A 22,267-nucleotide genomic window follows, 5' to 3' on the forward strand; every position below is an offset into this window, starting at 1 on the left:
ATTTAGTGAAATAACTATTTATATTAATCTAGATTGAACAGATTTTTGTGGAAAATCAGATAAGAATTCAAATATTTCCCGAGTATCATTCAAAATCCCATGTTTTTTAGTTTTATTTAAAAAATGACCCATCAATTCCTTATTATTTGGACTTGGAAGAGAATAACTATCTCCAAATTCTCGAATATATTTCTCTTTAAGACCGGGAAAATGTTGGTCTAACTTTTTATAATAATATTCACGGTCCCCCTCTCTTAAAGTCAAACCCATACCATAACATAATATTCCAGAAACCCCTACATCAATACATGAATCTAAAATGGAATCAATATTATCATAGGTATCATTAATATAAGGTAATATTGGACATAACCAAACAACAGTTTGAATACCTTCATCTTGAAATCTTTTTAAGACATCTACTCTTTTAGATGTAGTGCAGACATTCGGTTCTAATATTTTGCACAATTCATCATCTGCAGTTGTCAAAGTCATCTGAATGACTACCTTTGACTTTTCATTAATCTTCTTAAGTAAATCCAAATCTCTTAAAATCAAATCAGATTTAGTAATACATGAAAAACCAAATCCATACCTATAAATTAATTCCAAGGATTTTCTAATATATCTAAGATTTTTTTCAAGAGGAATATATGGATCATTCATTGCTCCTGTTCCAATCATAGCTTTTTTCCTTTTGATAAGTTCTTTTTTTAGTAATAGCAATGCATTTTCCTTAACCTCAATATCCTCAAAGTCATGATTCATATTATAAATATCACTACGAGAATCACAGTATATACAACCATGACTACACCCTCTATAAATATTCATCCTATTTTTTGGTGACAGTATGCTTTTTACAGTAGTATAATGCATGAATATAATTTTGATTTTGAAAGATAAATAATTATACTTCAAAAAAAAATATAATAAAATATGATAGAAAAAAACATTATTGAATATTCAAAGGAATATGAAATTAAAGACCATCCTAACATAAAAGGACTTCAAATAATCAAAGGTAAGAATAATTTCCCAATTAGTTGGTTAAATAAGCAAGATATTGTGAATATCAGCTATATCTCGAGCACATAAAAAATATAAAAACTCCACCAACACCAGAAATGACACATGGAAGTGCAATTCACAAGCAACTTGAAGATATATTCAAAAAAGAAGCCTTACCCACAACATTTGAAGAAGCCGTTGAAACATCTAAAACAGAAGAATCAATGTCAAGAGAATGCTTTGTAGTATCTCCCACCTATGGAATCCGAGGATTCATAGATGAAATCTGGATGAAACCTAATGAAATTATTATAATTGATGACAAACCCGGAAGAACACCTTACAACTCAACAATGAATCAAGTAAGAGCATATTGCCTTGCATATAAAGATATGACAGGTGATGAAATAACTATCAAATCAGCACTAAGAGAACGAGGAACAAATAATCTCTTTTGGATTGAAATATTTACTCCAGATATTGAAAAAGAAATCAAATTCACAATCAATAGAATCCATGGTTTATTTGATGGGACAAAACCATTTATACCAACAAAAAATCCTAGAAAATGCCATGCTTGCAGGTTCAAACATGATTGTAAATACTCACCAAATTTAAATAAAAAAAATAATTAGTGGGCTTATTTAAGCTCCAATAACAACAGTTTTTGAAATAACATTAAAGAATCTATCTTCTTTTAAAATTTTACCAATAGCCCAGTCAAAAATTATTGGAATCCAATAAATTTTAGTTAGATTACGTACAATAGCTTGACTCCAAGAGATAGGTGCACCATTTTGAGATATTACTTGTAAATACATTAATGATTTACCAACACTAGAACCAGCAAACTTCTCACATACTACAAAGTAAACCATAATTAAAACTGGAACCACATATATGAAATAATGATATATTGGATTATTAACACTTAATACTAATGATAATAAATAAGATACAATCCACATAAATGCTGAAACTACAAAGAAATCCATAAAATATGCAATAACTCTTTTTAAAAATACACTCATCATTTTATCACCTTAACAGACTCTAGGAACTGGATCAGCAATCGGTGCTTCAAGTATTCTTTCACCACCAATAGGAGTATTAATTACAACATAATCTCCCTCGATAACTTCACCAATTATAGCTGCATTTTCACCATATTTTTCACTTTTAATAGCTTCAAGGATTTCCTCTGCCTTATCGGCTTTAACACCCATAACAACTTTTCCTTCATTTGCTACTTCAAATGGATCAATACCTAACATTTCAGATACAGCATGAACTTCTTCTTTAATTGGGATTGATTCTTGTTCAAGAACAACACCCACACCAGATTTTGAGGCCATTTCATTAATAGCATTTGCAAAACCTCCGCGAGTTGGATCTTTCATAGCAGTAACTCCTCCAACATCCAAAGCTTTTTTGATGATATTCCACATTGGAGCAACATCAGATTTTAAGTCAGTTTCAAATCCAAAACCTTCCCTAAAAGACATTAAACTCATTCCATGATCACCTAAACTACCAGTTATAATAATCTTATCCCCAACTTCTAAAGTTGAATCACGAATAACTTCACCTTTTTTAGCTATTCCAAGACCAGTTGTAACCATTACAATACCATCAAGTTTGTCTTGAGGCATTACTTTAGTATCACCAGTAATTACAGCAACATCTACTTCTTCACAAGCTTCATTTAATGATTTAATAATCTTATCTAAATCTTCAATTGGGAATCCTTCTTGCATAATTATCGCATTTGAAATAGCTAACGGACGAGCACCCATTACTGAAACATCGTTAATTGTTCCTGCAGCTGAAATCCTACCAATATCTCCTCCAGGGAAGAATAATGGATCAATAGTATGACCGTCAGTTGTTAAAACAAGTTCATAATCATCTCCAATTGGTATTGATGCACCATCATCTAATGCATCTAAACTAATACCACCATTAACACTTTTTTTAGTGATATTATCTAAAATTGTGCTAGCTATTAAATTAGCCATTACTTCTCCGCCAGCACCATGATTCATATTAATTTTATCTTGTGACATTTTATCTCCTAATTAAAAATAATTAATGAAATAACATTTGTAAAAACAAGTATATTAATATAATCAAAAAAAGTAAAAAAAAAGAGAAAAATTAAAGAAAAAATCTTTAAATTAAAATTCCGTTAATAACACCATCTTGACCTGGTCTGGATGTTACTTTAGCATTACCTTCAGCGGTTTCTACAATTGCACCTTTGGTAATAATGTTCCTTCTTACGTAGTTAGGGTTTGCAGAGTTTTCCACTACATTAAGAATATCTAAAACTTTGGTTTTACCATCAGCATCAGTAACGTTGATTTTATTACCAGTAGCTAACCTAAGTTTTTCATTTCCACCACGGGTTCTAATTTTTCTTAATTTTTTTTCATCTAATCTAGTTTCTGCTGGGTCTCTTCCTAATTCAGATTTCCTTTTTCCACGGTTTGCAACATTTCTTGCACCTGAAGGACTCCTTGTTGATTTTCCTTGAGAAATTGCCATTATTTCACCTAATAAATATAATTATATAAATAATAATCGCTGCCAATAAACCTCTTTTCTATTAACTTATTTGCAAGATTAATAATAAGCTAACTTTGAGAGCAAAAAAGAGCCTTATTGAATAATGATAATAAAATATTACTTTATCATTATATATAAATGTTTTATTTTTAAGATTAAAAATAGTAATTTTACTCTTTATTTTTCAAAATAAATTCATCAACTAATTTATCAAATTCTTCTTCAGTTAACTCTTCATTAGCTGAGGCATCTAAAATTTTTTGAATTTCTTCTTCAGAAACTTCATCACCCAAAATAGATAATAATAATTCTTTTAAATCATCATCAGCAATATAAGGTTCATTACTTGAATTTACTTTTCCATCTTCATCTAAAACATAATATGGAACTTCATAATCCATAATTTCACCTACTAATTAATCCTCTTCTGGAAACTCATAATATACAATACCATAAGGATCATCATCAAAATACCATTCATTCGGCTCTAATATATACTCCTCATCGTCGATGAAATCCTCTCCTAACTCATCAGCACCTTCAACTTTAATTACAATATTGACATCCTCACCTAATTGCTCAAGATCTATGCCTAACTCTTCTAAATCAATTACTAACTCGTCTTCGCCAACACCTTCAGGAATAACAATCACAATTTCATCCCCAGAGTTAACATTTATTTTCGGATTATTCACGACATCATCTCCATTAGTATAAATATTATATTTATTTAGTAATATTTAAAATTTAATAGATAGCAACTTTAAAAGTTACTATCCATTTTAAAGTCAACAATTGGAATATCAAATATATTTTTACATTTAAGAGAACAGATACGCAGATTTTCAATAAACATTGTAAAATACAAGCATATAGAATTACATTTAATGTTGATTTTAACATTTGAATTTTCTAAAGTTTGTTTTGAAACATTCAGTACACGAGATGCATCACATATGTATACTGAATTTGGGAAGTTATTCTTGTTTATTCCAATAAATACTCCATCTGAAATACCAAAGTCTCTACAAAAACCACTTTCACCATCAATTTTCCCGACAAAAATGTCATTTATCTCATCATAGCTTGAAATTAATCTTTTCTTCATTATACCAGACCTCACAGATATATTATTGATTAAAAGATATAAAATACGCCTAATAGCATTTGAAAAGTAATTTAAAGTATTTTTAACATGAATAATACTATTTTAAGTAAATAAAACAAACATGATTTTAAAAAATTGTACTAGAAAAGTATTATTAATAAGCTACATCAAATTTTAAAATAGGTGTCATAATTGGTTAATGAAACAAAAGAACAATTAGAACTTGAAGAAGAAATCAAGACCCAAGCTCAAATATTCTTAAAATATCTTAATTCAACTCTTCCAGAAAGCATGGAGCTCGAATACGAAGGATTTTATAGAAGAGGATTTTTTGTAAGTAAAAAAAGATATGCTGTAATTGAAAATGGAGAAATCATAGCTAAAGGATTAGAATTAGTTAGAAGAGACTGGGCACCTATCGTTAAGAAAACTCAAGAAGCTGTTTTAATGGCTATTTTAAAGGAAGGAGATGCTGATAAAGCAATCAATGAAGTTAAAAAAGTTCTAAAAAAGATTAGAAAAGGTGAAGTGGATAAAAAAGAAATGATTATCCATACACAAATCACCAAACCTCTTGACAAATATAAGCAAGTTGGACCCCATGTAATAGCTGCAAGGAAAATTGAAGAACATGGAATTAAAGTGTCTAGTGGAACCATTATACAGTATATAATCGTTAAGGGAAAAGGTTCAATTAGTCAACGTGCTATTCCTTATGAATATAGTGAAGGTTATCAATATGACAAGAATTATTATATTAATAATCAACTAATTCCAGCTATTGAGAGAATCATGTATTCTTTTGGATATACAAAAAGTGATTTAGAAGATATGGCAAAGGGTGAAATCCAACAAAGTTTAGATGCATTCTTCTAAAAAAATTTAAATAATCATAAGATTATAATAAACATCATATGACTAATAATAATGATCGCGTAGTTTTTTTTGATATAGATGGAACATTACTCGACACTTCAAACTTTGCTGAAACAGCTAGAAAAGCAGCTATTGGATTGATGGTAGATAATGGATTACCATTAGATAAAGATGAAGCATATGGTGTTCTAAAAACAATTATCCGTGAAAAAGGATCTAACTATCCTCGTCATTTTAATATATTAACCCAAGTTGTTTTAGGACATGAAGATCCAATGCTTATAGCACTGGGAATGGTTACCTACCACAACGTTAAAATGGCACTTTTGAGACCTTTTGCAGAAACCATCAACACACTAATTTATCTTAAAAGTAGAGGATATCGCCTAGCAGTTATTTCAAATGGCATATCCATCAAACAATGGGAAAAACTTGTTAGACTTAATGTCTATTCATTTTTCGATGCAGTAATTACCTCCGAAGAAGTAGGTAAAGAAAAACCAGATGAATTAATATATAATGTTGCACTTAGAAAAATGAACGGAAATCCTGAAAAATCTGTCATGATTGGTAATAAATTAAAAGAAGATGCATTAGGTGCAGTTAATGTTGGAATGAGTGCTATTCTTGTAAATGCTGAAGTTACAGAAGACGATAGAAAATTTATCAAAAAAAATAAATTAAACATTACAATTATTGATGATATTGGTGATGTAGATACAATATTATAATCACCAACCAATAATTTTTTAAAAATTAAGTTCTAAAGTTACAGGGCAATGATCTGAGCCAAAAACATCACTTAAAATTTTAGCTGACTTTACATTATCTTTTATTTCTTCATTTACATAGAAATAATCAAGTCTCCAACCAGCATTTCTCTCACGAGCACGTGTTCTATAACTCCACCAAGTAAAATTATTTTCACCTTCATTAAACATTCTAAATGTATCAACAAAACCTGCTTTTTCAAGTTCGTCTAACCACCTACGTTCTTCAGGCAAATATCCAGATTTTCCTTCACAATTTTTAGGATTGTAAACATCAATTGGGTTGTGAGCAATGTTATAATCTCCAGTAATAATAACATTTTTACCATCATTTTTTAAATCAACAATTTGATTGAGTAATGTATTACAAAAATCAACTTTAAAATCCAGCCTTTTAGCTCCCATACCACTATTTGGGAAATAAATGTTATATAAGAAAAAGTCAGAATATTCCATTCTTAAGACTCTTCCTTCACTATCAAGTTCTTTAACACCTAATCCTTTAACAACATCAAGGGGTTTAATTTTAGAATAAGTTGCAACACCACTATATCCTTTCTTTTCAGCTTCATTAAATGATTGGTGAAATCCTTCAATATTACTTAATTTTTTGGGAATTTGTTCCTGTGTAGACCTTACTTCTTGAAAATTAATAATATCTGCATTAGTATTATCAAACCAATCCCAAAATTCCTCTTTTTTAGAGACTGCTCTAATTCCATTAACATTCCAAGAAACTAATTTAATTGACATTATAATTCAATTCCCTTATCAATAGGTAATTCACGAAGCCATTTAATATCACTTTTATAAAGCATACGGATATCTTCTACATCATATCTAATCATTGCAAGTCTTTCAATACCTAAACCGAATGCTAAAGCAGGTTGATTAATTCCTAGAGGCTTTAAAACTTCAGGTCTAAACATTCCAGCTCCTCCAAGCTCAATCCAACTTTCTTTTTCTTCAAGATAAATCTCAGATTCAGTAGATAAATAAGTATAAGGGAAGTAAGCTGGCCTAAATCTTACTTCAAAACCTAATTTTTTATAAAATTCTTTTAAAGTTCCAAGGAGATTTTGGAAACTAATTCCTTCACCACATACAAGCCCTTCGACTTGGTGGAATTCAGGCAAATGTTTATAATCAAAAGTTTCTCTTCTAAATACTCTTCCAACAGAAAACATTTTGATTGGGGGTTCATGTTCAAATAAATGTTTTGTAGATATTCCAGTTGTATGAGTTCTTAAAACACTTTGACGTGCGATATCATCACTCCAATCATATTGCCAACCAATTGAACCTGTATCTGCACCATTTTCATGAGTTTCAGCTGTGAACTTTACTAAATCCATATCAGGTAAATCACAAGTCAATGGATTTTTCAAATAGAAAGTATCTTGCATTTCACGAGCTGCATGATCTTGTGGTTGGAAAAGAGAATCAAAGTTCCAAAATGCTGATTCAACATATTCTCCTTTATCTTCAGAGAATCCCATATTCAAGAAAATTTCCCTAATTTCATCAATAATAACTCTTAATGGATGTTTTTTACCTGTAAAAACAATAGGAGCTTCAGCATTAATATCATAAGGACGATATTTTAGGTTTTTCCATTCACCATCTTTTAATTGTTGGTGTGTTAATTGAGTAGCTTGTTCTTGAATGGTAAAACCTTGTTTAAGTATTTTTTGACCTTTATCCAAAACCTTAAAAGAATGTGAAGTATTCTTTTTAATATTTAAAATGTTTTTTCTGTCATTTAATTTCTTAAATCCATCAATTAAATCGCCAGTTAATTTTTCCTTAATGACATTTTTAGTTTCGATTAAAACATTAATCAATTCTTCATCATCACCTAATTTATCTTTAAATGCAATACCACCATCAGTTACTTTAACAACACCTTTGTCAATTTGAGCCCAATTTTTACGTCGTAACCAACCAATTGCAATATTAGATTCTTTTTTATCAAGACCAGAAACACTAGCTAAATCTTTCATGTGTATTTCTTTTTTTTCAGTTAAAACATCAAGAATTCTACGTTCTGGAAGTTTATTTTTAGCAAATTCTAATCCTACATCAGATAAAGAGATTTCTTCCTCAACATCTTTTTCCACTTCAATAATCTCCTTTGAAGCAAGAGATCCAGCTGCACTCATAACTGATTTAATATCCATACCAGTTTTTTCAGCTATTTCTTCAGGAGTTGCATTTACATTTGCTTCTAATTCTTTTAAAAGTTTCTTTTCGTAAATATGTAATTCATTAATGGTTTTTTTAATATGCTCACTCATTTAAACACCATAAAATTATAGATTAATAATATAATAATTTATATAGATTAAATAATATAAAAATTGCCCTTTTATCTATAAAAATTTTTTATTTTTTTATATATGAAATTTTTTAAAAAAAAAAGAAAAGGTAATGATTTTATACATTACCTGAATTAGTTGAATTTATTTTTTACGTTTAATTGGGAAAATTAAAGCTAATAAACATAACATCATTAATAATAATGGATTACCTGTTTTAGGACTACTAGTGATTAATTCACTTTTATTATTGTCACTATTTAAGGCATCTACACCAGTATTATCATTATCACTCCGATTTGTATCATTACCCGGTGTTACTGGATTTACAGGATCTACAGGAGTTACTGGAGTTTCATTTTTATCCAATATTTTGATATTAGCACTAGCATTTTTGTCTCCTACTTCATCAGTTGAAACAATAACCATGTTAGTAGCATTTCCAGGTTTCACTGCTTCAAAAATGATTTTTAAGATTATTGTTTTATTTATTCTTAATTGTTGTTGGTAAATGAATGTATTATTTTCACGAATCCAGTGTTCACCTTCAAAACTTTTGAAGATTAAATTATCTGGATAATTCTCATTAACACGAATATTGTTTAGAATTGTGTCACCAGTATTCTTTATTGTTATAATAAATTCTACTTCATCACCAATAGTCACATTCCAATCATTGGTTATTTTATCGACAGTATAATTATAATCATTACCTAAATAGTCTATTTTAAACATGAATAGATTTTGAACAGCTGCAGCTGCCCCAACATAGAAATTAATTGTAGCTTGGGTTTTATTCTCAAGTATATATGTAGCATTATGACTAGGAACTCTGAAACCAGAATCATATAATCCAATAATCTTATTTATCACATCTTCAGATACATTTCCGTAAGTTACATTATTTGTAAACCTATGGACATAACTCTGGAAATCTTTTAAATCTATATTTATTTGTTTGGTACAGTTTAAATAAATCAAAATTTTTAAATAATCAAAAACATTATTTCCATCTGTATCAATAACTAAATCAGTGTTGTTTGTTATAAAAACACTAGTTGAATTCATCATCCCTAACTGAATACATAAACCAATAAAACCATCTTCAGTAGTAAAAATCATATTTGACAAATCTTGTGTAACATTGACTCTTATTAAATTTTCTCTATGAATATTTGACTATCTGAAAGGTTAATATTATTTTTTAGATTTAAATTATTTACTGAATATACTATTGTGTTCTTCAATGCATGATTGTTTGCAAAAGTAGAGTTCATAATGTTAGCATTTTCAACAGCAACTATACCAACACCTTTTGCATTATTATTTTAAAAAGTTGAATTAATGAGATTTAAATGACCGGATTCTATAGCTCCACTTTCAGCAGCAGAATTATTGATGAAAACGCAATTTTCAATATCAGCTATTTCATCCATTATACAACCTCCATATGCTGCGGAATTGTTAATAAAATTGGAATTTTTAATAGTTGAATTTAAGTCACCATTAATTACACCACCACAATACCTTGCACTATTATTAATAAAATTTGAGTTTGAAATTACATTAACTCCATTATTACTAAATATAATTCCACCACTTTCGTTTGCATAGTTTCCTAAAAAGTCAGAATCAGATATTATAAACATACCTTCACAATTATAAAGTGTTCCACCATGACCATTTGAAGTATTGTTTACAAAAGTTGTATTTTGAATATTAACTTTAGTAAATGCACTTAAAATTGCTCCAGCATAATTACCAGCAATATTCTCTACAAAAGTAGAATTATAAATATCAATATTCACTGCAGAATTAATTAAATCTAATTTATTTCTATTATGAGAATATATTACTCCTCCAGCATCAGAAGCAAAATTATTTTTGAATGTTGAATTAATAATTACACATTTAGAATTCTCCCAGGCGTAAAGTGCAGTACCTCTTATTGCAGTATTATTAATAAATTTAGTATTATTAATATTGGTTCTTCCAGACCAATCATAAATTGTCCCATAAACTGCAGAATTATTAATAAATTCAGCATTGTCAAAATTACAATCTCCAAGATAATTAAAGACTACTCCACCAAGTACTCGCACGTTATTATTTATAAAACTGGAATTATAACAATTAAAAGTATTTTGTTGATTATAAATTACACCTGCATAATTATTAGCATAACAACCTACAAACTTAGAATCAAAAATATTAAGATGTCCCCTATTATAGATTACACCAGCATATCTATCTGCATGGCACTCTTTAAATTCAGAATTAAAAATATCAATATTACCATGATTATTATAAATTCCCCCCCATCATTTGAATAACAATTTTTAAAAGTGGAATTGGAAATATTAACATTACCCTGGTTATAAATTGCACCACCTAAAGAACCAGAATATCCATTAACAATGTTTATATTATAAACTCGAACTTCTTCAATCTGTTCTAATTCTCTATATTGTTTTTCAATATGCATTCGAATTACCTTGAATTTATTAAATATAATAGAATTTTTATTTAACATGATATTTATATTATTGGAAAAGCTTTTTAATCATGAAATATATAATATTATTGTTATGAAGATTTTCATGAAGATTTTCAAATATTAATTTTTTTAAGGAGTTATTATATGACTTGTAATATTTTAGTTGGTGGTGCATGGGGTGATGAAGGTAAAGGAAAATGTATTACTTACCTTTGTAACAATGATAAACCAGATATTATTGCTCGTGCAGGAGTTGGGCCAAATGCAGGCCATTCTGTTGAATTCAATGGTGAAAAATATGGTTTAAGATTAACACCGTCTGGTTTTGTACATACTGGTGCTAAACTTATGATTGGAGCTGGAGTTTTAGTAAATCCAGATGTTTTATTTAAAGAATTTGATGATTTAAAGAAGTATAATGTAAAAGAGAGGATGTGTGTTGATCCTAGATGTGCTATCATTAGTAAAGAACACATGGAAAGAGATAAATCTTCTAAACACTTAGCTGAAAAGATTGGAAGTACTGGGTCTGGTTGTGGACCTGCAAATTCTGATAGAGTATTAAGAACAATTGATTTAGCTCGTGATATTCCTGAGCTTGAAGAGTATATAACTGATGTTTCTTTAGAATGTAATGAAGCTATTGATGATGGCAAAGATGTATTTATTGAAGGATCCCAAGGTTTTGCATTATCTCTTTATTATGGAACTTATCCATATGTAACTAGTAAAGACACTACTGCATCTACATTTGCTGCAGATGTTGGTGTTGGACCAACTAAAATAGATGAAGTTATTAATGTATTTAAATCTTATATTTCTCGTGTTGGTGAAGGACCATTTCCAACTGAAATGACTCAAGAAGAAGCGGAACGTCATGGATGGGAAGAATATGGTGTTGTAACTGGACGTCGTAGAAGAATAGGATACTTTGATATGGATCTTGCAAAAGAATCTTGTAGAATTAATGGTGCAACTCAAATTGCTTTAACTTGTGTTGATAAATTATATCCTGATTGTGCAAGAACTCAAGATTATAGTGAGTTATCTGCTGAAACTAAATCTTTCATTGAAGATATTCAATCTGCAACTGGAGTGCCAGTAACTATTATTTCCACTGGACCAGATTTGAAAGATACAATTGATTTAAGAAAAGAGTTATTATAACTTCTTTTTTATTTTTTTTAATAAAAATTAAAGTTATTCATTTAATTGGTTTGTAATTTTTAGAATTATTATTATTTTAAAAGGATCTAATCCAACATTAATTATTTTTTTTAATTTTTCTTAAGTAACTATGTTAAGAAAAAAGAAAAGTTAAATGAATTTTAATTTTGAGATTAGTATATTGTATAAATAGCTACTTTCTCTAATTTAATTTATTTATTTGATTATTTTATATAGTATAATTATTAGGGAACTATTATTTGTTTAAAAGCAATGTATTTATAATTATGTTTTAAATATTAAATAATGTAGTTAATATTAAATTAAATACATGGTGATAAAAAATGAATAAAAAGATTACATTTATTTTAGTGTTAGCACTTGCTGCATGTTTAGCTATTGGTTCAGTTAGTGCTGGTCTTTTCGACTTTTTAGGTGGAGGAGATGATACTGTAAAAATAGGTTACTTGCCTTCTGATCACGATGCAGCATTATTTGTTGCTGATGCTAAAGGCATGTATGAGGATAATAACATTACTGTGGAACTTGTTCAATTTAATAATGGTGGAGATTTAATGACTGCTATGGCTAGTGGAGAGGTTGATGTTGGTTATGCGGGAATTACTCCGATTTTATCTTCAATTGAAAAAAATGTTCCTGTAAAAGTTATTTCATCTGCTCAAACTGAAGGTTCAGGCATTGTTGTTACTGATGATTCTGGAATTAAATCTCCTACAGATTTAAAAGGAAAAAGTATTGCAACTCCTGGAGAAGCTTCTATTCAACATGCTTTACTTGTTTATTATTTAAATCAAAATGATTTAACAGTTGATGATTTAAACATATCTGCAATGAAAGTGCCTTCTATGAATGATGCTTTAAAAACTGGTCAAATTGATGGTATTGTTACTTATCAACCTTATGTGTCCATTGCTGCAAATCAAAGTAATGCTCATGTATTAGAAAATTCCTCTGAAATATTACCAGACCACCCATGTTGTGTGGTTGCTGCTTCTGATGATTTCATCAAAAACCATGAAGACCAAGCAAAAACTATTGTAAAAGTTCATGAAAATGCAACTAAATTCATAAATGATAATATCAAAGCAGGTAAAGTTGATGATATAGTAAAACTATTACCAAAAGATATTGTTTCTGATGCTGGTTTAGAAGCTGATTCTTTAGGTAGTTTCCCATTCATATCTGGTATTGATGATGATTTCAAATCAGATGTAGATGAATTCCAAGCACTTGAAGCAGATATTGGACTTTTAAATAATACTATTCCTCAAGATAAAATTTACTGGGAAGCATAGTTAATTAACTATGCTTTTAATTTTCTTTTTTTTAAAAACTTTAATAAAATATTAAATTCATAATAATAACCATATTGGTGATATTATGGATGGTGAAATTGATTTAGAATTATATACCATATCTATGATTCGTTTAAATTCTATTTTTCAAAAAATTGAAAATAATGATATAGTAACTAATATAATTCCAGATATTGAAGATTGCTTTAATGATTTAAACCGATTATATGAAAGTATCTTAAATGATTTATCACAATATGAAATTAATATTAATGAGTATGATCCATTTTTTGAAAATGGGATGTGATGTTTCCAGAATATATTCGAAATATTGATGAGACAATAGAAAAAACAGATGATGAAAATCTTAAACTTGTATTAATTAGTTTATCAGATATTTTTGTAAAATTAACTAAAAAAGAAAATGATTATTTTGAAAAAAGGGGTGCATTTAAATGAAATATGATTTATTAAAAATAGGAATCGAAACAAATTTACAATATGAATGTATTACAACAACTATTGATAAAGAGGGTGTGAAAAATGCTGGTGCTTTTGCATTTAAATATTTAGGTGAAGATAAAGTTTATTGTAATATATTTGAAGGATCAAAAACCTTAAAGAATATTTTAGATACTCGTGAATATGTAGTTAACATTACACAAGATCCACTAGTTTTCACATATGCTACATTAAAATGCTTAGGCGATGAATATTATACTGAGGATGACTCAATAGCAATCATTAAAAATACTCCAGCTTACATTATTGTTGATGTTGAAAATATTGAAATTAAAACACCGGAAAATTTCCCCATTAAAGGAGATAATAATATCTATTTAATATATGGAAAAATCAGAGAATTAGTTGTTAATGATAAAAGAGCAACTGCATTTAACAGAGGACTCTCATCATTAATTGAGATATTAGTTAACTTTTCAAGGTATAAAATTGTAGATGATGAAAAAAGAAAAGAGTATATAGATAGGTTAATTGAAAACCAAAGAGTTATAAATAAAGTTTCAGATGAAAGAACTAAAAAAGCAATGAATAAATTAAAATCTGAATATGATAAATACTAATTTTTTAAAAAAATAAAAAAAAGTTAATTTCTCATGTGAGAAATTATAATTTAATTTTAATATCAAGTGCACTTGAACCTTCTTCGTAAACGAAGATTGGATTAATGTCTAACTCAGATATTTCTGGGAAGTCTAAAGTTAATCTAGCTACTCTTTTAATAGCTTCTTTAACTTCTTCAACATCACAAGCTGCTTCTCCTCTGTATCCTGCAAGTAATTTAGATACTTTGGTACTGTTTATTTGCTCATCGATTTCTTGAGAGCTCATACCTTTTGCAAGATTAAATGAAACATCTTCAATAAGGTTGACATAGATTCCACCCATACCGAATGCAATCATAGGACCAAATTGTTTGTCACGAATCATACCAACAATGACTTCTTCACCGGAATCCATCATTTTTTGTACTTCCACACCATCAGGGATAATATCTGGGTGTGCTGCTTTTGCATTTGCGATAATTTCATCATAAGCTGCTTTAGCTTCTTCAACATTATTAATTCCTACTTTTACACCACCAATATCGGATTTGTGTAAAATTTTATCAGATGCAATTTTAAGCACAACAGGGAATTCCATTTCTTCTGCAAGTAAAGCTGCTTCATCAGCACTAGTAGATAATTTAATTGGTGCTGCTGAAATTCCATATGCTTCAGCTACTGCATATGCTTCACTACCAAGTAATGTGTCTCTTCCATCAGCTTTAACTTTTTCAAATATTTTTTTTACGCTGTTTTTATCAACATCACTTACTTTTTCAACAACATCATCATATACTTTATCTTGAAGTTTTGCATAATCAGTCATTGCTTTAAGTGCGGTTACTGCAGTTTCTGGGAATACATAGGTTGGCACTCCATTTTCTCTTAAAACATCGTTTGCTTTTTCAAAGGATGGACCACCCATATTTACAACTATAATTGGTTTGTCAAATTCTTTTCTTTCTTCTAATATTGCATTTGCAATTCCATCAGGATCTGCAGATGCGGTAGGACAAACCATAACGATTAAACTGTCAACTTCATCTTGACTTAATACAATTTCTAAGGATTCTTTATATCTACTTACAGGTGCATCTCCTAATACATCAATAGGGTTTTTAGCACTTCCTTCTTCAGTAACACATTTTTTTAGTTTCGCAGTAGTTTCTTCATCAAATTGAACGAGTTTTAAGTCTGCTTTTTCCATAGCATCTACGGTAACTACTCCTCCACCACCTGCATTAGTAATAATTGCTACATTATCTCCTCTTGGAAGAGGTGCTTTTGAGAATGCTAAACCTAAGTCAAATAATTCAGCCATAGTTTCTACACGAATAATTCCGGATTGGCGGAAGGATGTATCAAATGCTAAATCACTACCTGCGAGTGCTCCAGTGTGGGATGATGCAGCTTCTGCTCCTGCGGAACTTGAACCAGATTTAAGTATAATAATTGGTTTTTTAAGTGCAGTTTCTCTCATAGTTCTTACAAAGTCTTCATCTTCAGAAATAGATTCTAAGTAACAAATAATTACATTAGTTTCATCATCATCTGCTAAGTATTGTAATAATTCAATTTCATTTACACCGGCTTTATTACCTAAACTTATAACTTTACTGAAACCAATTCCAGAAGTTACACTCCAGTCTATGATAGCTACCATCATAGCCCCACTTTGTGAAATAAATGCCATATTTCCAGTTGGTGGCATCATTTGTGAGAATGATCCATTTAATGGTGTATGTGAATCAGTAATTCCTAAACTGTTTGGTCCAATAATATTTATTCCGTATTCTTTACCAAGTGCTGTTAGTTCTTCTTCTAATTTAGCACCTTCTTCACCTACTTCTTTAAAACCAGCAGTGATGACTACCATATTTTCTACACCGATTTCACCACATTCTTTGACTGCAGTATTAACGAATGCTGATGGAATAGTAATTATAGCAAGGTCTACTTTTTCAGGAACATCTTTTATATTTGTATATGCTTTTTTGCCTAATATTTCTCCACCTTTAGGGTTAATTGGATAAATTGTTCCTTCAAATCCATCATTGATAAGATTATCAACAATAATATATCCCACTTTTCCAGGAGTATTGGATGCACCAATAACTGCTACAGATTCAGGTTTAAACATTTTATTGAGATCTACCATAGTTTGTCTCCTTATATACTTTTAAATCTAATAATAATTTATAATGATAAATAATTAAAAATTATATTAAATTTATACTGGTTATAATCTTAGTTTTCGTTATATTTAAATATATGTTTTATTTTGCTTGTTTTATTATAAAATTGCCTTAAAAAATTTTTAAGAAGTACATACATCTTTAAATATTTTTTTTAATAATCGTGTCTGTTAAACTTTATAACATAAGATTACTATAAATATATATGATTATTAAATAATTGATATTTTGCAATATTTGAATATTTTAATAAATATCAAAATTAGGAGATATTATGAGCTTAATTATTGCTTACATAGGTAAAAAAGGATGTGTAATGGCGGCTGATAAAAGGAAAGTAGGGTATTTTGGTGATAAAAAGAATTTAGATTTATTAGAAGAAGAATTGTATGGTGGATCTATTAGTAATGATGAAGACTTTTTAAGTAGAGCATCAGAACTTGGAATTTCAGTTAAAATTACTGATGATGCAAATAAATTAAAAACAGTTGGAAATTGTATTCGTGGTGAAGTAAGTACAAAAGGAGCTATGGAAACAAAAAGAAAAAGAATTTATGGTACAACCAATGGTTATCAGATTATTGAATTGTTAGGTTCACAGACAAAATCACGTACTGCTGGTGAAAGTGGAATTGTTATTTTTGGTAATAATTTTGCAAAGCAACTAGCTCACAATTTAATTTCAAAAAAATTAAAAGGCTCTAAAAGTTTAAGATATATGGGAGAAGTATTTGAAGACATTTTAAAGGAAGTTTCTTCTAAAACTCCCACTGTTGGAAAAAATTTTGATATTTTAATGCAACAACCTAATTTCAATAAAGGTGAAGCTCAAAATCACTTGAATTTAACTATTGACCATGACATTAAAGTATTAACTAAATTTAGACAGGAATTAACAGAACAACTTGTTCAACAATCTATTGAAATTGAAATGGTTAATAAGATTATTAACAAAGGTAGTATTGGTAATGTTGTAAATGTTGAAGGAAATATGGTAATTGTTCAATTAAATGATAAAACACAAGCAATGGATAGTAATTGGAAACAATTAGCAGCACCAGGTAAAAATGTATTAATGTTTAGTGAAAGTAATAATGTAGAAATTGGAGATGAAGTTGTTATTGAAAATGAAGAGTTATGTCTCAAAAAAGATAAATCCTCTCTTAAATGTGATATAATTTTATGTTCTTTATAAGGTGATTAAAATGAAAATTACATTTTTAGGAAGTGGTGGGGGAAGATTTTCAGCTATTTCTCAAAGAAGAATGACTGGAGGATTTAGAATTGATAATCTAGGTGGTAAGAATTATCATGTAGATCCAGGTCCTGGTGCACTTGTTAGAACATATCAGTTTGGTTTTGATCCTCGTAACTTAAGTGGAGTTTTTGTTTCTCATGCCCATACAGACCATTATAATGATGCCGAGATTCTGATTGAATCAATGACAAGAGGTATGACTAAAAATAATGGGACTATTGTCGGAAGTTCCAGTGTTTTAGAGGGTTATAAAGAATGGGGGCCATGTATTTCAAAATATCATCAGTCAAAATCACGAATTGTTATATTAAAACATGGTGAATTTAGTGAAATTGATTCAATTAAAGTGAAAGGTACTGAAACTCAACATAGTGACCCTGCAGGTTCAGGATTTCAAATAGATTATAATGGATTCAAAATATCTTATACCTCTGATACTGGTTATTTTGATGGATTAGTACAAGACCATGAGGGTGCGGATATTTTAATCGCTAGCGTATTGCGGCCTGGGGAAAAACCAATACCTGGACACATGTGTTCAAGTGATTTTATTAGTTTAATTGAAAAAATAGAACCGAAAGTTGCAGTTATGACTCATTTAGGTCTTAAAATGATATCTAATAATCCTGTTGTTGAAGCTAAAAAAATTTCTAAAAAAACAGGTGTTAAAACAATAGCAGCATTTGATGGATTGTCATTTAATATAAACTACAATAATCCAAGGAAATTTAGATTAATTTCACTTAAAGATGTTGAATCTTCAATGCATAGTACTAGTCATGCATTGTTTAATAGTGGTAGGAGAAACTCATATCAAACTTCTGTTAAAAGAAAAGAGTTTGATGAGATGTCTATAATGAAGAAAAATTAAATATTTTTCTCTAAATTGTTAGGGTGAATGAATCCTGAACGAATCATGTGGTCTGCAAGAACAATTGCAGTACTTGATTCAGCTACCACTGTCACTCTAGGACAGATACAAGGATCATGACGTCCTTTAATTTCTATTTTTTCATTCTCCATTTTTTCCAAATTAATTGAGTCTTGGCATTTAGAAATAGATGGTGTAGGTTTAACTGCAATTCTTGAAACTATTGGCATTCCATTACTCATTCCACCAATAATTCCACCAGAATTATTTGTTTTTGTTGTAATTTCATTGTTCTTAATCTCAAATGCATCGTTAATTTCAAGTCCACTATGATTCGCTACATCAAATCCGAGACCTATTTCAACTCCTTTAACTGCACCTATATTCATTAAAATTTTTGCAAGATCACCATCTAATCTCTCAAAAATTGGTTCTCCTAAACCTTTGGGAACTCCAATAGCTATTGTTTCTACAATTCCTCCAATAGAATCTCCTTCTTGTTTTTTAGTTAAAATTAATTCTTCCATTTCTCTTGATGTTTTTAGGTCACCACATCTAATTGGGTTTTTTTCAATATTTTCTTTTATAATATCATATTCTTGAGGCTCTGCTTTAATATTTCCAATTTGAGTTACATGTGAGATAATTTCAATTCCTTGTGTTTTTAAGAGTTTTTTTGCTATTGCTCCACCAATAACATGGCCAATAGTGACTCTTCCACTACCTCTTCCTCCTCCACGGTAATCATAGTTTCCGTATTTCATCATCCAGCCAAAATCACCGTGAGATGGGCGAGGAGTATTTTTAAACATAGAATAATCTTTTGAATGTTGATTTTTATTAAAAACAACACAAGCAATTGGTGTTCCATCAGTTTTACCTTCAAATATTCCTGAAAGTATTTGAACTTCATCACTCTCTTTTCTAGGGGTAGTCACACTACTTGTTCCTGGTTTTCTTTTATCAAGTTCTTTTTGTATATCTTCTTGAGTCAATTCAAGGTTTGCAGGACATCCATCTACAATTGCACCTACTCCAATACCATGGCTTGAGCCAAAACTTGTTATTTTAAATTTTTCTCCAATTGAATTTGACATGTTTAGCCTCTTTTTAATAAATATTCATAATTTTAATTTTTAAATTATATTAATATATTAGTTTAAATATTTTTAAATCAATAATTATTAACTAAGTGATTATTATGGAATTTCCAACTACAAGAATGAGAAGACTTAGAAAAAATACTAAAATTAGAGATATTGTTCGTGAAACTAAACTTCTAAAAGAAGACTTAATTTATCCAATTTATTTTAAAGAAGAACTCCAAGGAATGGAAAAAGAAGAGATTTCACCCCTTCCAGGTGAATTTAGATATTCTCTTGATAGTGGTATTGAATTTGCAAAACAACTTGAAAGTAAAGGATTAAAATCAATTATTGTATTTGGAATACCAAAAGAAGAAACTAAAGATGAAATTGCTTCTCCTGATTATTCACCAATAGGTATTGTTCAAAAAGCTATTAGGAGACTTAAAAAAGAAACAAATCTTGTTGTAATTAGTGATGTATGTTTATGCCAGTACACATCTCATGGTCATTGTGGTATGATTAAGGATAATGAAGATACTGATGATGGAATTGAAATTTTAAACGATGAATCTTTACCGTATATTGCAAAAGTAGCACTATCTCATGCTGAAGCTGGTGCAGATATTGTTGCACCTTCTGATATGATGGATGGGAGAATAAAAGCTATTCGTGAAACATTAGATGAAAATGGATATTATAATGTAATGATAATGTCTTATTCAGCAAAATATGCATCAGCATTTTATGAACCGTTTAGAGTTGCAGCATGCTCATCACCTCATTTGGGGGATAGAAAATCTTATCAAATGGATCCTGGCAATGCAATTGAGGCAATTCGTGAATGTGAACTTGACGTAATTGAAGGATGTGACTTTTTAATGGTAAAACCTGCACTTCCATATCTTGATGTAGTTCGTATGGTTCGTGATGAGTTCATGTTGCCATTAGTTGCATACAATGTAAGTGGAGAATATTCAATGATTATGGCAGCTATTGAGAAAGGATATCTAACTGAAAGAGCAATTATGGAATCATTGCTTTCAATTAAAAGAGCTGGAGCAGACTTAATAATCACTAATTTTGCATCTTATTTACTTTTAAATGATGTGATAGAATGAATGCATATGAAATTGCAAAAATGGCTCAAATTGCATCAGCACTTGAAGTTAGTGGATATCCGAAACCAGGTAATGTTCACAGAACTCGTGATTATGAGGATATGGAATTTGAAGACTTTATAATAAGTGGAATTGTAATTGGAGATACTATTCGTGAAGCATGTACTGATGTTGATGTTGAAAATCCAAAATTAGGTAAATTCATATTGCAGGCAGTAGCTGAAACCGATAGATGGATTAAAAATAACACTAACCTTGGAATTGTCATGATGATAACTCCAATTGCAGTTGCAGCAGCTATTAGTAAGTCATTTGATGAAATTCGTGAAAACATAAAAGTATTAATGGCAAATACTTCAGTTGATGATGCATGTAACTTGTATGATGCGATTAGTATTGCAGATGCTGGAGGAATGGGTGACCAGGATGAATATGACGTTGCCAGTGGCAATGCCAAAAATGAGCTTAGGGAAAATAAGCAGACAATGTTTGATGTTTTAAAAATTTCTGCACCATGGGACATGCTAGCCCGTGAGATGACATCTGACATGCCTGCGGTTTTTGAAATTGGTTATCCTACTTATCATAAATTATCCAAAGAGAAATCCAAAAATGAATCTTGTGTTTTAACATTTTTAACAATACTTTCACAGGTTCCTGATACTTTAATTTCAAGAAAATATGGGTCTGATGAAGCATTAAAGATATCTATGATGACTAGGGATTTGCTTAATATTAAAGATGAAAGTGATTTTGAAGATAAAGTTAAAGAATTTGATGAATTTTTATTTAAAAATAAGTATAATCCAGGAACAACTGCTGATTTAACTGCAGCTTCTATTTTTGTAAGTTATTTGAAAGATTATTTTGAATAATTTATCTTCTTTTTTTAATTAAGTTTATTAATGTTTTAGAAAATATTATTTTTGTTTAATATTGATTTAAATAGTTAAAAAATATATATTTATTTAAGCTTTTTCAAGACTCTTTCAAAAACTTTGTTGATTTTCAAAATCCTTTTTGCGGTTGTCATTCCAAATTA

The 22,267-nt window shown here is 29.4% G+C and carries 25 protein-coding genes and 1 pseudogene; 12 read left to right on the plus strand and 14 right to left on the minus strand.

Translation table 11 applies throughout. From position 1 onward, the window contains the following. Window positions 1-18: 18 nt before the first annotated feature. Window positions 19-879 carry an SPL family radical SAM protein gene (locus ACI389_RS07415; protein ID WP_439780896.1) on the minus strand — a complete coding sequence of 287 codons (861 nt, stop codon included), beginning with the start codon at window positions 877-879 and terminating at the stop codon, window positions 19-21. 60 nt (window positions 880-939) lie between these two features. Between ACI389_RS07415 and cas4 the strand changes: the two are divergent. After that, window positions 940-1,646: pseudogene (cas4, locus tag ACI389_RS07420) on the plus strand (CRISPR-associated protein Cas4). Between the two features lie 9 nt (window positions 1,647-1,655). On the opposite strand, the gene ACI389_RS07425 reads toward cas4, so the two are convergent. The 6 genes from ACI389_RS07425 to ACI389_RS07450 form a co-directional block, all read right to left on the minus strand. Beyond that, window positions 1,656-2,045 (minus strand): RDD family protein, encoded by a 390-nt coding sequence (locus tag ACI389_RS07425; RefSeq protein ID WP_439780897.1) that lies wholly within the window; start codon window positions 2,043-2,045, stop codon window positions 1,656-1,658. 9 nt (window positions 2,046-2,054) lie between these two features. Next, on the minus strand, window positions 2,055-3,077 hold the full coding sequence (hypE, locus tag ACI389_RS07430) for a hydrogenase expression/formation protein HypE (protein WP_439780898.1): 1,023 nt from the start codon (window positions 3,075-3,077) through the stop codon (window positions 2,055-2,057). Window positions 3,078-3,183: 106 nt separating this feature from the next. Next, the gene (locus ACI389_RS07435; RefSeq protein WP_432644766.1) at window positions 3,184-3,558 is read right to left on the minus strand and encodes a 30S ribosomal protein S8e; all 375 of its coding nucleotides are present in this window, start codon (window positions 3,556-3,558) and stop codon (window positions 3,184-3,186) included. A gap of 191 nt (window positions 3,559-3,749) precedes the next feature. Beyond that, window positions 3,750-3,980, minus strand: a complete 231-nt coding sequence (locus tag ACI389_RS07440) for a hypothetical protein (protein ID WP_439780899.1) — start codon at window positions 3,978-3,980, stop codon at window positions 3,750-3,752. 15 nt (window positions 3,981-3,995) lie between these two features. Next, entirely contained in the window at window positions 3,996-4,274 is a 279-nt protein-coding gene (locus ACI389_RS07445) for a hypothetical protein (RefSeq protein ID WP_439780900.1), read from the minus strand. Between the two features lie 68 nt (window positions 4,275-4,342). Then, window positions 4,343-4,687 (minus strand): hypothetical protein, encoded by a 345-nt coding sequence (locus ACI389_RS07450; RefSeq protein ID WP_439780901.1) that lies wholly within the window; start codon window positions 4,685-4,687, stop codon window positions 4,343-4,345. A gap of 192 nt (window positions 4,688-4,879) precedes the next feature. On the opposite strand from ACI389_RS07450, the gene ACI389_RS07455 reads away from it, so the two are divergent. Further along, on the plus strand, window positions 4,880-5,563 hold the full coding sequence (locus ACI389_RS07455; RefSeq protein ID WP_439780902.1) for a DNA polymerase domain-containing protein: 684 nt from the start codon (window positions 4,880-4,882) through the stop codon (window positions 5,561-5,563). A 38-nt stretch (window positions 5,564-5,601) separates the two neighbouring features. Next, on the plus strand, window positions 5,602-6,294 hold the full coding sequence (locus ACI389_RS07460) for a TIGR02253 family HAD-type hydrolase (protein WP_439780903.1): 693 nt from the start codon (window positions 5,602-5,604) through the stop codon (window positions 6,292-6,294). An 18-nt stretch (window positions 6,295-6,312) separates the two neighbouring features. On the opposite strand, the gene ACI389_RS07465 is transcribed toward ACI389_RS07460, so the two are convergent. From ACI389_RS07465 to ACI389_RS07485, 5 genes are all read right to left on the minus strand, one after another. Then, entirely contained in the window at window positions 6,313-7,086 is a 774-nt protein-coding gene (locus tag ACI389_RS07465) for an exodeoxyribonuclease III (RefSeq protein WP_439780904.1), read from the minus strand. Then, on the minus strand, window positions 7,086-8,630 hold the full coding sequence (gene pheS, locus ACI389_RS07470; RefSeq protein ID WP_439780905.1) for a phenylalanine--tRNA ligase subunit alpha: 1,545 nt from the start codon (window positions 8,628-8,630) through the stop codon (window positions 7,086-7,088). Before pheS ends, ACI389_RS07465 begins: the two co-directional genes overlap by 1 nt. Before the next feature lie 165 nt (window positions 8,631-8,795). Continuing rightward, window positions 8,796-9,773 (minus strand): hypothetical protein, encoded by a 978-nt coding sequence (locus ACI389_RS07475; protein WP_439780906.1) that lies wholly within the window; start codon window positions 9,771-9,773, stop codon window positions 8,796-8,798. Window positions 9,774-9,979: 206 nt separating this feature from the next. Next, window positions 9,980-10,753: a hypothetical protein gene (locus tag ACI389_RS07480; protein ID WP_439780907.1), complete on the minus strand. Its 774-nt coding sequence runs from the start codon at window positions 10,751-10,753 to the stop codon at window positions 9,980-9,982. Window positions 10,754-10,884: 131 nt separating this feature from the next. Then, complete coding sequence (locus ACI389_RS07485; protein ID WP_439780908.1) at window positions 10,885-11,136, minus strand: hypothetical protein; 252 nt, start codon at window positions 11,134-11,136, stop codon at window positions 10,885-10,887. A 156-nt stretch (window positions 11,137-11,292) separates the two neighbouring features. Here ACI389_RS07485 and ACI389_RS07490 point away from each other — a divergent pair, with 156 nt between their 5' ends. From ACI389_RS07490 to ACI389_RS07510, 5 genes are all read left to right on the plus strand, one after another. Beyond that, entirely contained in the window at window positions 11,293-12,315 is a 1,023-nt protein-coding gene (locus tag ACI389_RS07490; RefSeq protein WP_439780909.1) for an adenylosuccinate synthetase, read from the plus strand. Between the two features lie 344 nt (window positions 12,316-12,659). Beyond that, window positions 12,660-13,631, plus strand: coding sequence for an ABC transporter substrate-binding protein (locus ACI389_RS07495; RefSeq protein ID WP_439780910.1), 972 nt, complete (start codon window positions 12,660-12,662; stop codon window positions 13,629-13,631). A gap of 85 nt (window positions 13,632-13,716) precedes the next feature. Next, complete coding sequence (locus ACI389_RS07500) at window positions 13,717-13,938, plus strand: hypothetical protein (protein ID WP_439780911.1); 222 nt, start codon at window positions 13,717-13,719, stop codon at window positions 13,936-13,938. Further along, on the plus strand, window positions 13,938-14,090 hold the full coding sequence (locus tag ACI389_RS07505; protein WP_439780912.1) for a hypothetical protein: 153 nt from the start codon (window positions 13,938-13,940) through the stop codon (window positions 14,088-14,090). Before ACI389_RS07500 ends, ACI389_RS07505 begins: the two co-directional genes overlap by 1 nt. Next, complete coding sequence (locus tag ACI389_RS07510; RefSeq protein WP_439780913.1) at window positions 14,087-14,713, plus strand: DUF447 domain-containing protein; 627 nt, start codon at window positions 14,087-14,089, stop codon at window positions 14,711-14,713. The genes ACI389_RS07505 and ACI389_RS07510 overlap by 4 nt, the downstream gene beginning before the upstream one ends. Window positions 14,714-14,756: 43 nt before the next feature. On the opposite strand, the gene acs is transcribed toward ACI389_RS07510, so the two are convergent. Then, window positions 14,757-16,853: an acetate--CoA ligase alpha subunit gene (acs, locus tag ACI389_RS07515; protein WP_439780914.1), complete on the minus strand. Its 2,097-nt coding sequence runs from the start codon at window positions 16,851-16,853 to the stop codon at window positions 14,757-14,759. A gap of 311 nt (window positions 16,854-17,164) precedes the next feature. Here acs and ACI389_RS07520 point away from each other — a divergent pair, with 311 nt between their 5' ends. Both ACI389_RS07520 and ACI389_RS07525 read left to right on the plus strand, forming a co-directional pair. After that, the gene (locus ACI389_RS07520) at window positions 17,165-18,085 is read left to right on the plus strand and encodes an MJ0548 connectase family domain-containing protein (RefSeq protein ID WP_439780915.1); all 921 of its coding nucleotides are present in this window, start codon (window positions 17,165-17,167) and stop codon (window positions 18,083-18,085) included. 10 nt (window positions 18,086-18,095) lie between these two features. Beyond that, on the plus strand, window positions 18,096-19,019 hold the full coding sequence (locus ACI389_RS07525) for an MBL fold metallo-hydrolase (protein WP_439780916.1): 924 nt from the start codon (window positions 18,096-18,098) through the stop codon (window positions 19,017-19,019). Here the strand turns inward: ACI389_RS07525 and aroC are convergent. Further along, window positions 19,016-20,116 carry a chorismate synthase gene (aroC, locus tag ACI389_RS07530; RefSeq protein ID WP_439780917.1) on the minus strand — a complete coding sequence of 367 codons (1,101 nt, stop codon included), beginning with the start codon at window positions 20,114-20,116 and terminating at the stop codon, window positions 19,016-19,018. The genes ACI389_RS07525 and aroC overlap by 4 nt on opposite strands. Before the next feature lie 104 nt (window positions 20,117-20,220). On the opposite strand from aroC, the gene hemB reads away from it, so the two are divergent. Together hemB and ACI389_RS07540 are read left to right on the plus strand one after the other, a co-directional pair. Further along, window positions 20,221-21,225, plus strand: a complete 1,005-nt coding sequence (gene hemB, locus ACI389_RS07535) for a porphobilinogen synthase (RefSeq protein WP_439780918.1) — start codon at window positions 20,221-20,223, stop codon at window positions 21,223-21,225. After that, window positions 21,222-22,100: a triphosphoribosyl-dephospho-CoA synthase gene (locus tag ACI389_RS07540; protein WP_439780919.1), complete on the plus strand. Its 879-nt coding sequence runs from the start codon at window positions 21,222-21,224 to the stop codon at window positions 22,098-22,100. The genes hemB and ACI389_RS07540 overlap by 4 nt, the downstream gene beginning before the upstream one ends. Window positions 22,101-22,267: the final 167 nt, after the last annotated feature.

Origin of the sequence: Methanobrevibacter sp. (assembly GCF_051877095.1) — an archaeon.
Taxonomy (GTDB): Archaea; Methanobacteriota; Methanobacteria; order Methanobacteriales; family Methanobacteriaceae; genus Methanocatella.

Excerpts from the sequence above, each read along its gene's own strand:
- ACI389_RS07415 (WP_439780896.1), bottom strand. The coding sequence starts at position 879 with ATGCATTATACTACTGTAAAAAGCATACTGTCACCAAAAAATAGGATG.
- ACI389_RS07425 (WP_439780897.1), bottom strand. The coding sequence starts at position 2,045 with ATGATGAGTGTATTTTTAAAAAGAGTTATTGCATATTTTATGGATTTC.
- hypE (WP_439780898.1), bottom strand. The coding sequence starts at position 3,077 with ATGTCACAAGATAAAATTAATATGAATCATGGTGCTGGCGGAGAAGTA.
- ACI389_RS07435 (WP_432644766.1), bottom strand. The coding sequence starts at position 3,558 with ATGGCAATTTCTCAAGGAAAATCAACAAGGAGTCCTTCAGGTGCAAGA.
- ACI389_RS07440 (WP_439780899.1), bottom strand. The coding sequence starts at position 3,980 with ATGGATTATGAAGTTCCATATTATGTTTTAGATGAAGATGGAAAAGTA.
- ACI389_RS07450 (WP_439780901.1), bottom strand. The coding sequence starts at position 4,687 with ATGAAGAAAAGATTAATTTCAAGCTATGATGAGATAAATGACATTTTT.
- ACI389_RS07460 (WP_439780903.1), top strand. The coding sequence starts at position 5,602 with ATGACTAATAATAATGATCGCGTAGTTTTTTTTGATATAGATGGAACA.
- ACI389_RS07465 (WP_439780904.1), bottom strand. The coding sequence starts at position 7,086 with ATGTCAATTAAATTAGTTTCTTGGAATGTTAATGGAATTAGAGCAGTC.
- pheS (WP_439780905.1), bottom strand. The coding sequence starts at position 8,630 with ATGAGTGAGCATATTAAAAAAACCATTAATGAATTACATATTTACGAA.
- ACI389_RS07475 (WP_439780906.1), bottom strand. The coding sequence starts at position 9,773 with ATGATTTTTACTACTGAAGATGGTTTTATTGGTTTATGTATTCAGTTA.
- ACI389_RS07485 (WP_439780908.1), bottom strand. The coding sequence starts at position 11,136 with ATGCATATTGAAAAACAATATAGAGAATTAGAACAGATTGAAGAAGTT.
- ACI389_RS07490 (WP_439780909.1), top strand. The coding sequence starts at position 11,293 with ATGACTTGTAATATTTTAGTTGGTGGTGCATGGGGTGATGAAGGTAAA.
- ACI389_RS07495 (WP_439780910.1), top strand. The coding sequence starts at position 12,660 with ATGAATAAAAAGATTACATTTATTTTAGTGTTAGCACTTGCTGCATGT.
- ACI389_RS07500 (WP_439780911.1), top strand. The coding sequence starts at position 13,717 with ATGGATGGTGAAATTGATTTAGAATTATATACCATATCTATGATTCGT.
- ACI389_RS07505 (WP_439780912.1), top strand. The coding sequence starts at position 13,938 with ATGTTTCCAGAATATATTCGAAATATTGATGAGACAATAGAAAAAACA.
- ACI389_RS07510 (WP_439780913.1), top strand. The coding sequence starts at position 14,087 with ATGAAATATGATTTATTAAAAATAGGAATCGAAACAAATTTACAATAT.
- acs (WP_439780914.1), bottom strand. The coding sequence starts at position 16,853 with ATGGTAGATCTCAATAAAATGTTTAAACCTGAATCTGTAGCAGTTATT.
- ACI389_RS07520 (WP_439780915.1), top strand. The coding sequence starts at position 17,165 with ATGAGCTTAATTATTGCTTACATAGGTAAAAAAGGATGTGTAATGGCG.
- ACI389_RS07525 (WP_439780916.1), top strand. The coding sequence starts at position 18,096 with ATGAAAATTACATTTTTAGGAAGTGGTGGGGGAAGATTTTCAGCTATT.
- aroC (WP_439780917.1), bottom strand. The coding sequence starts at position 20,116 with ATGTCAAATTCAATTGGAGAAAAATTTAAAATAACAAGTTTTGGCTCA.
- hemB (WP_439780918.1), top strand. The coding sequence starts at position 20,221 with ATGGAATTTCCAACTACAAGAATGAGAAGACTTAGAAAAAATACTAAA.
- ACI389_RS07540 (WP_439780919.1), top strand. The coding sequence starts at position 21,222 with ATGAATGCATATGAAATTGCAAAAATGGCTCAAATTGCATCAGCACTT.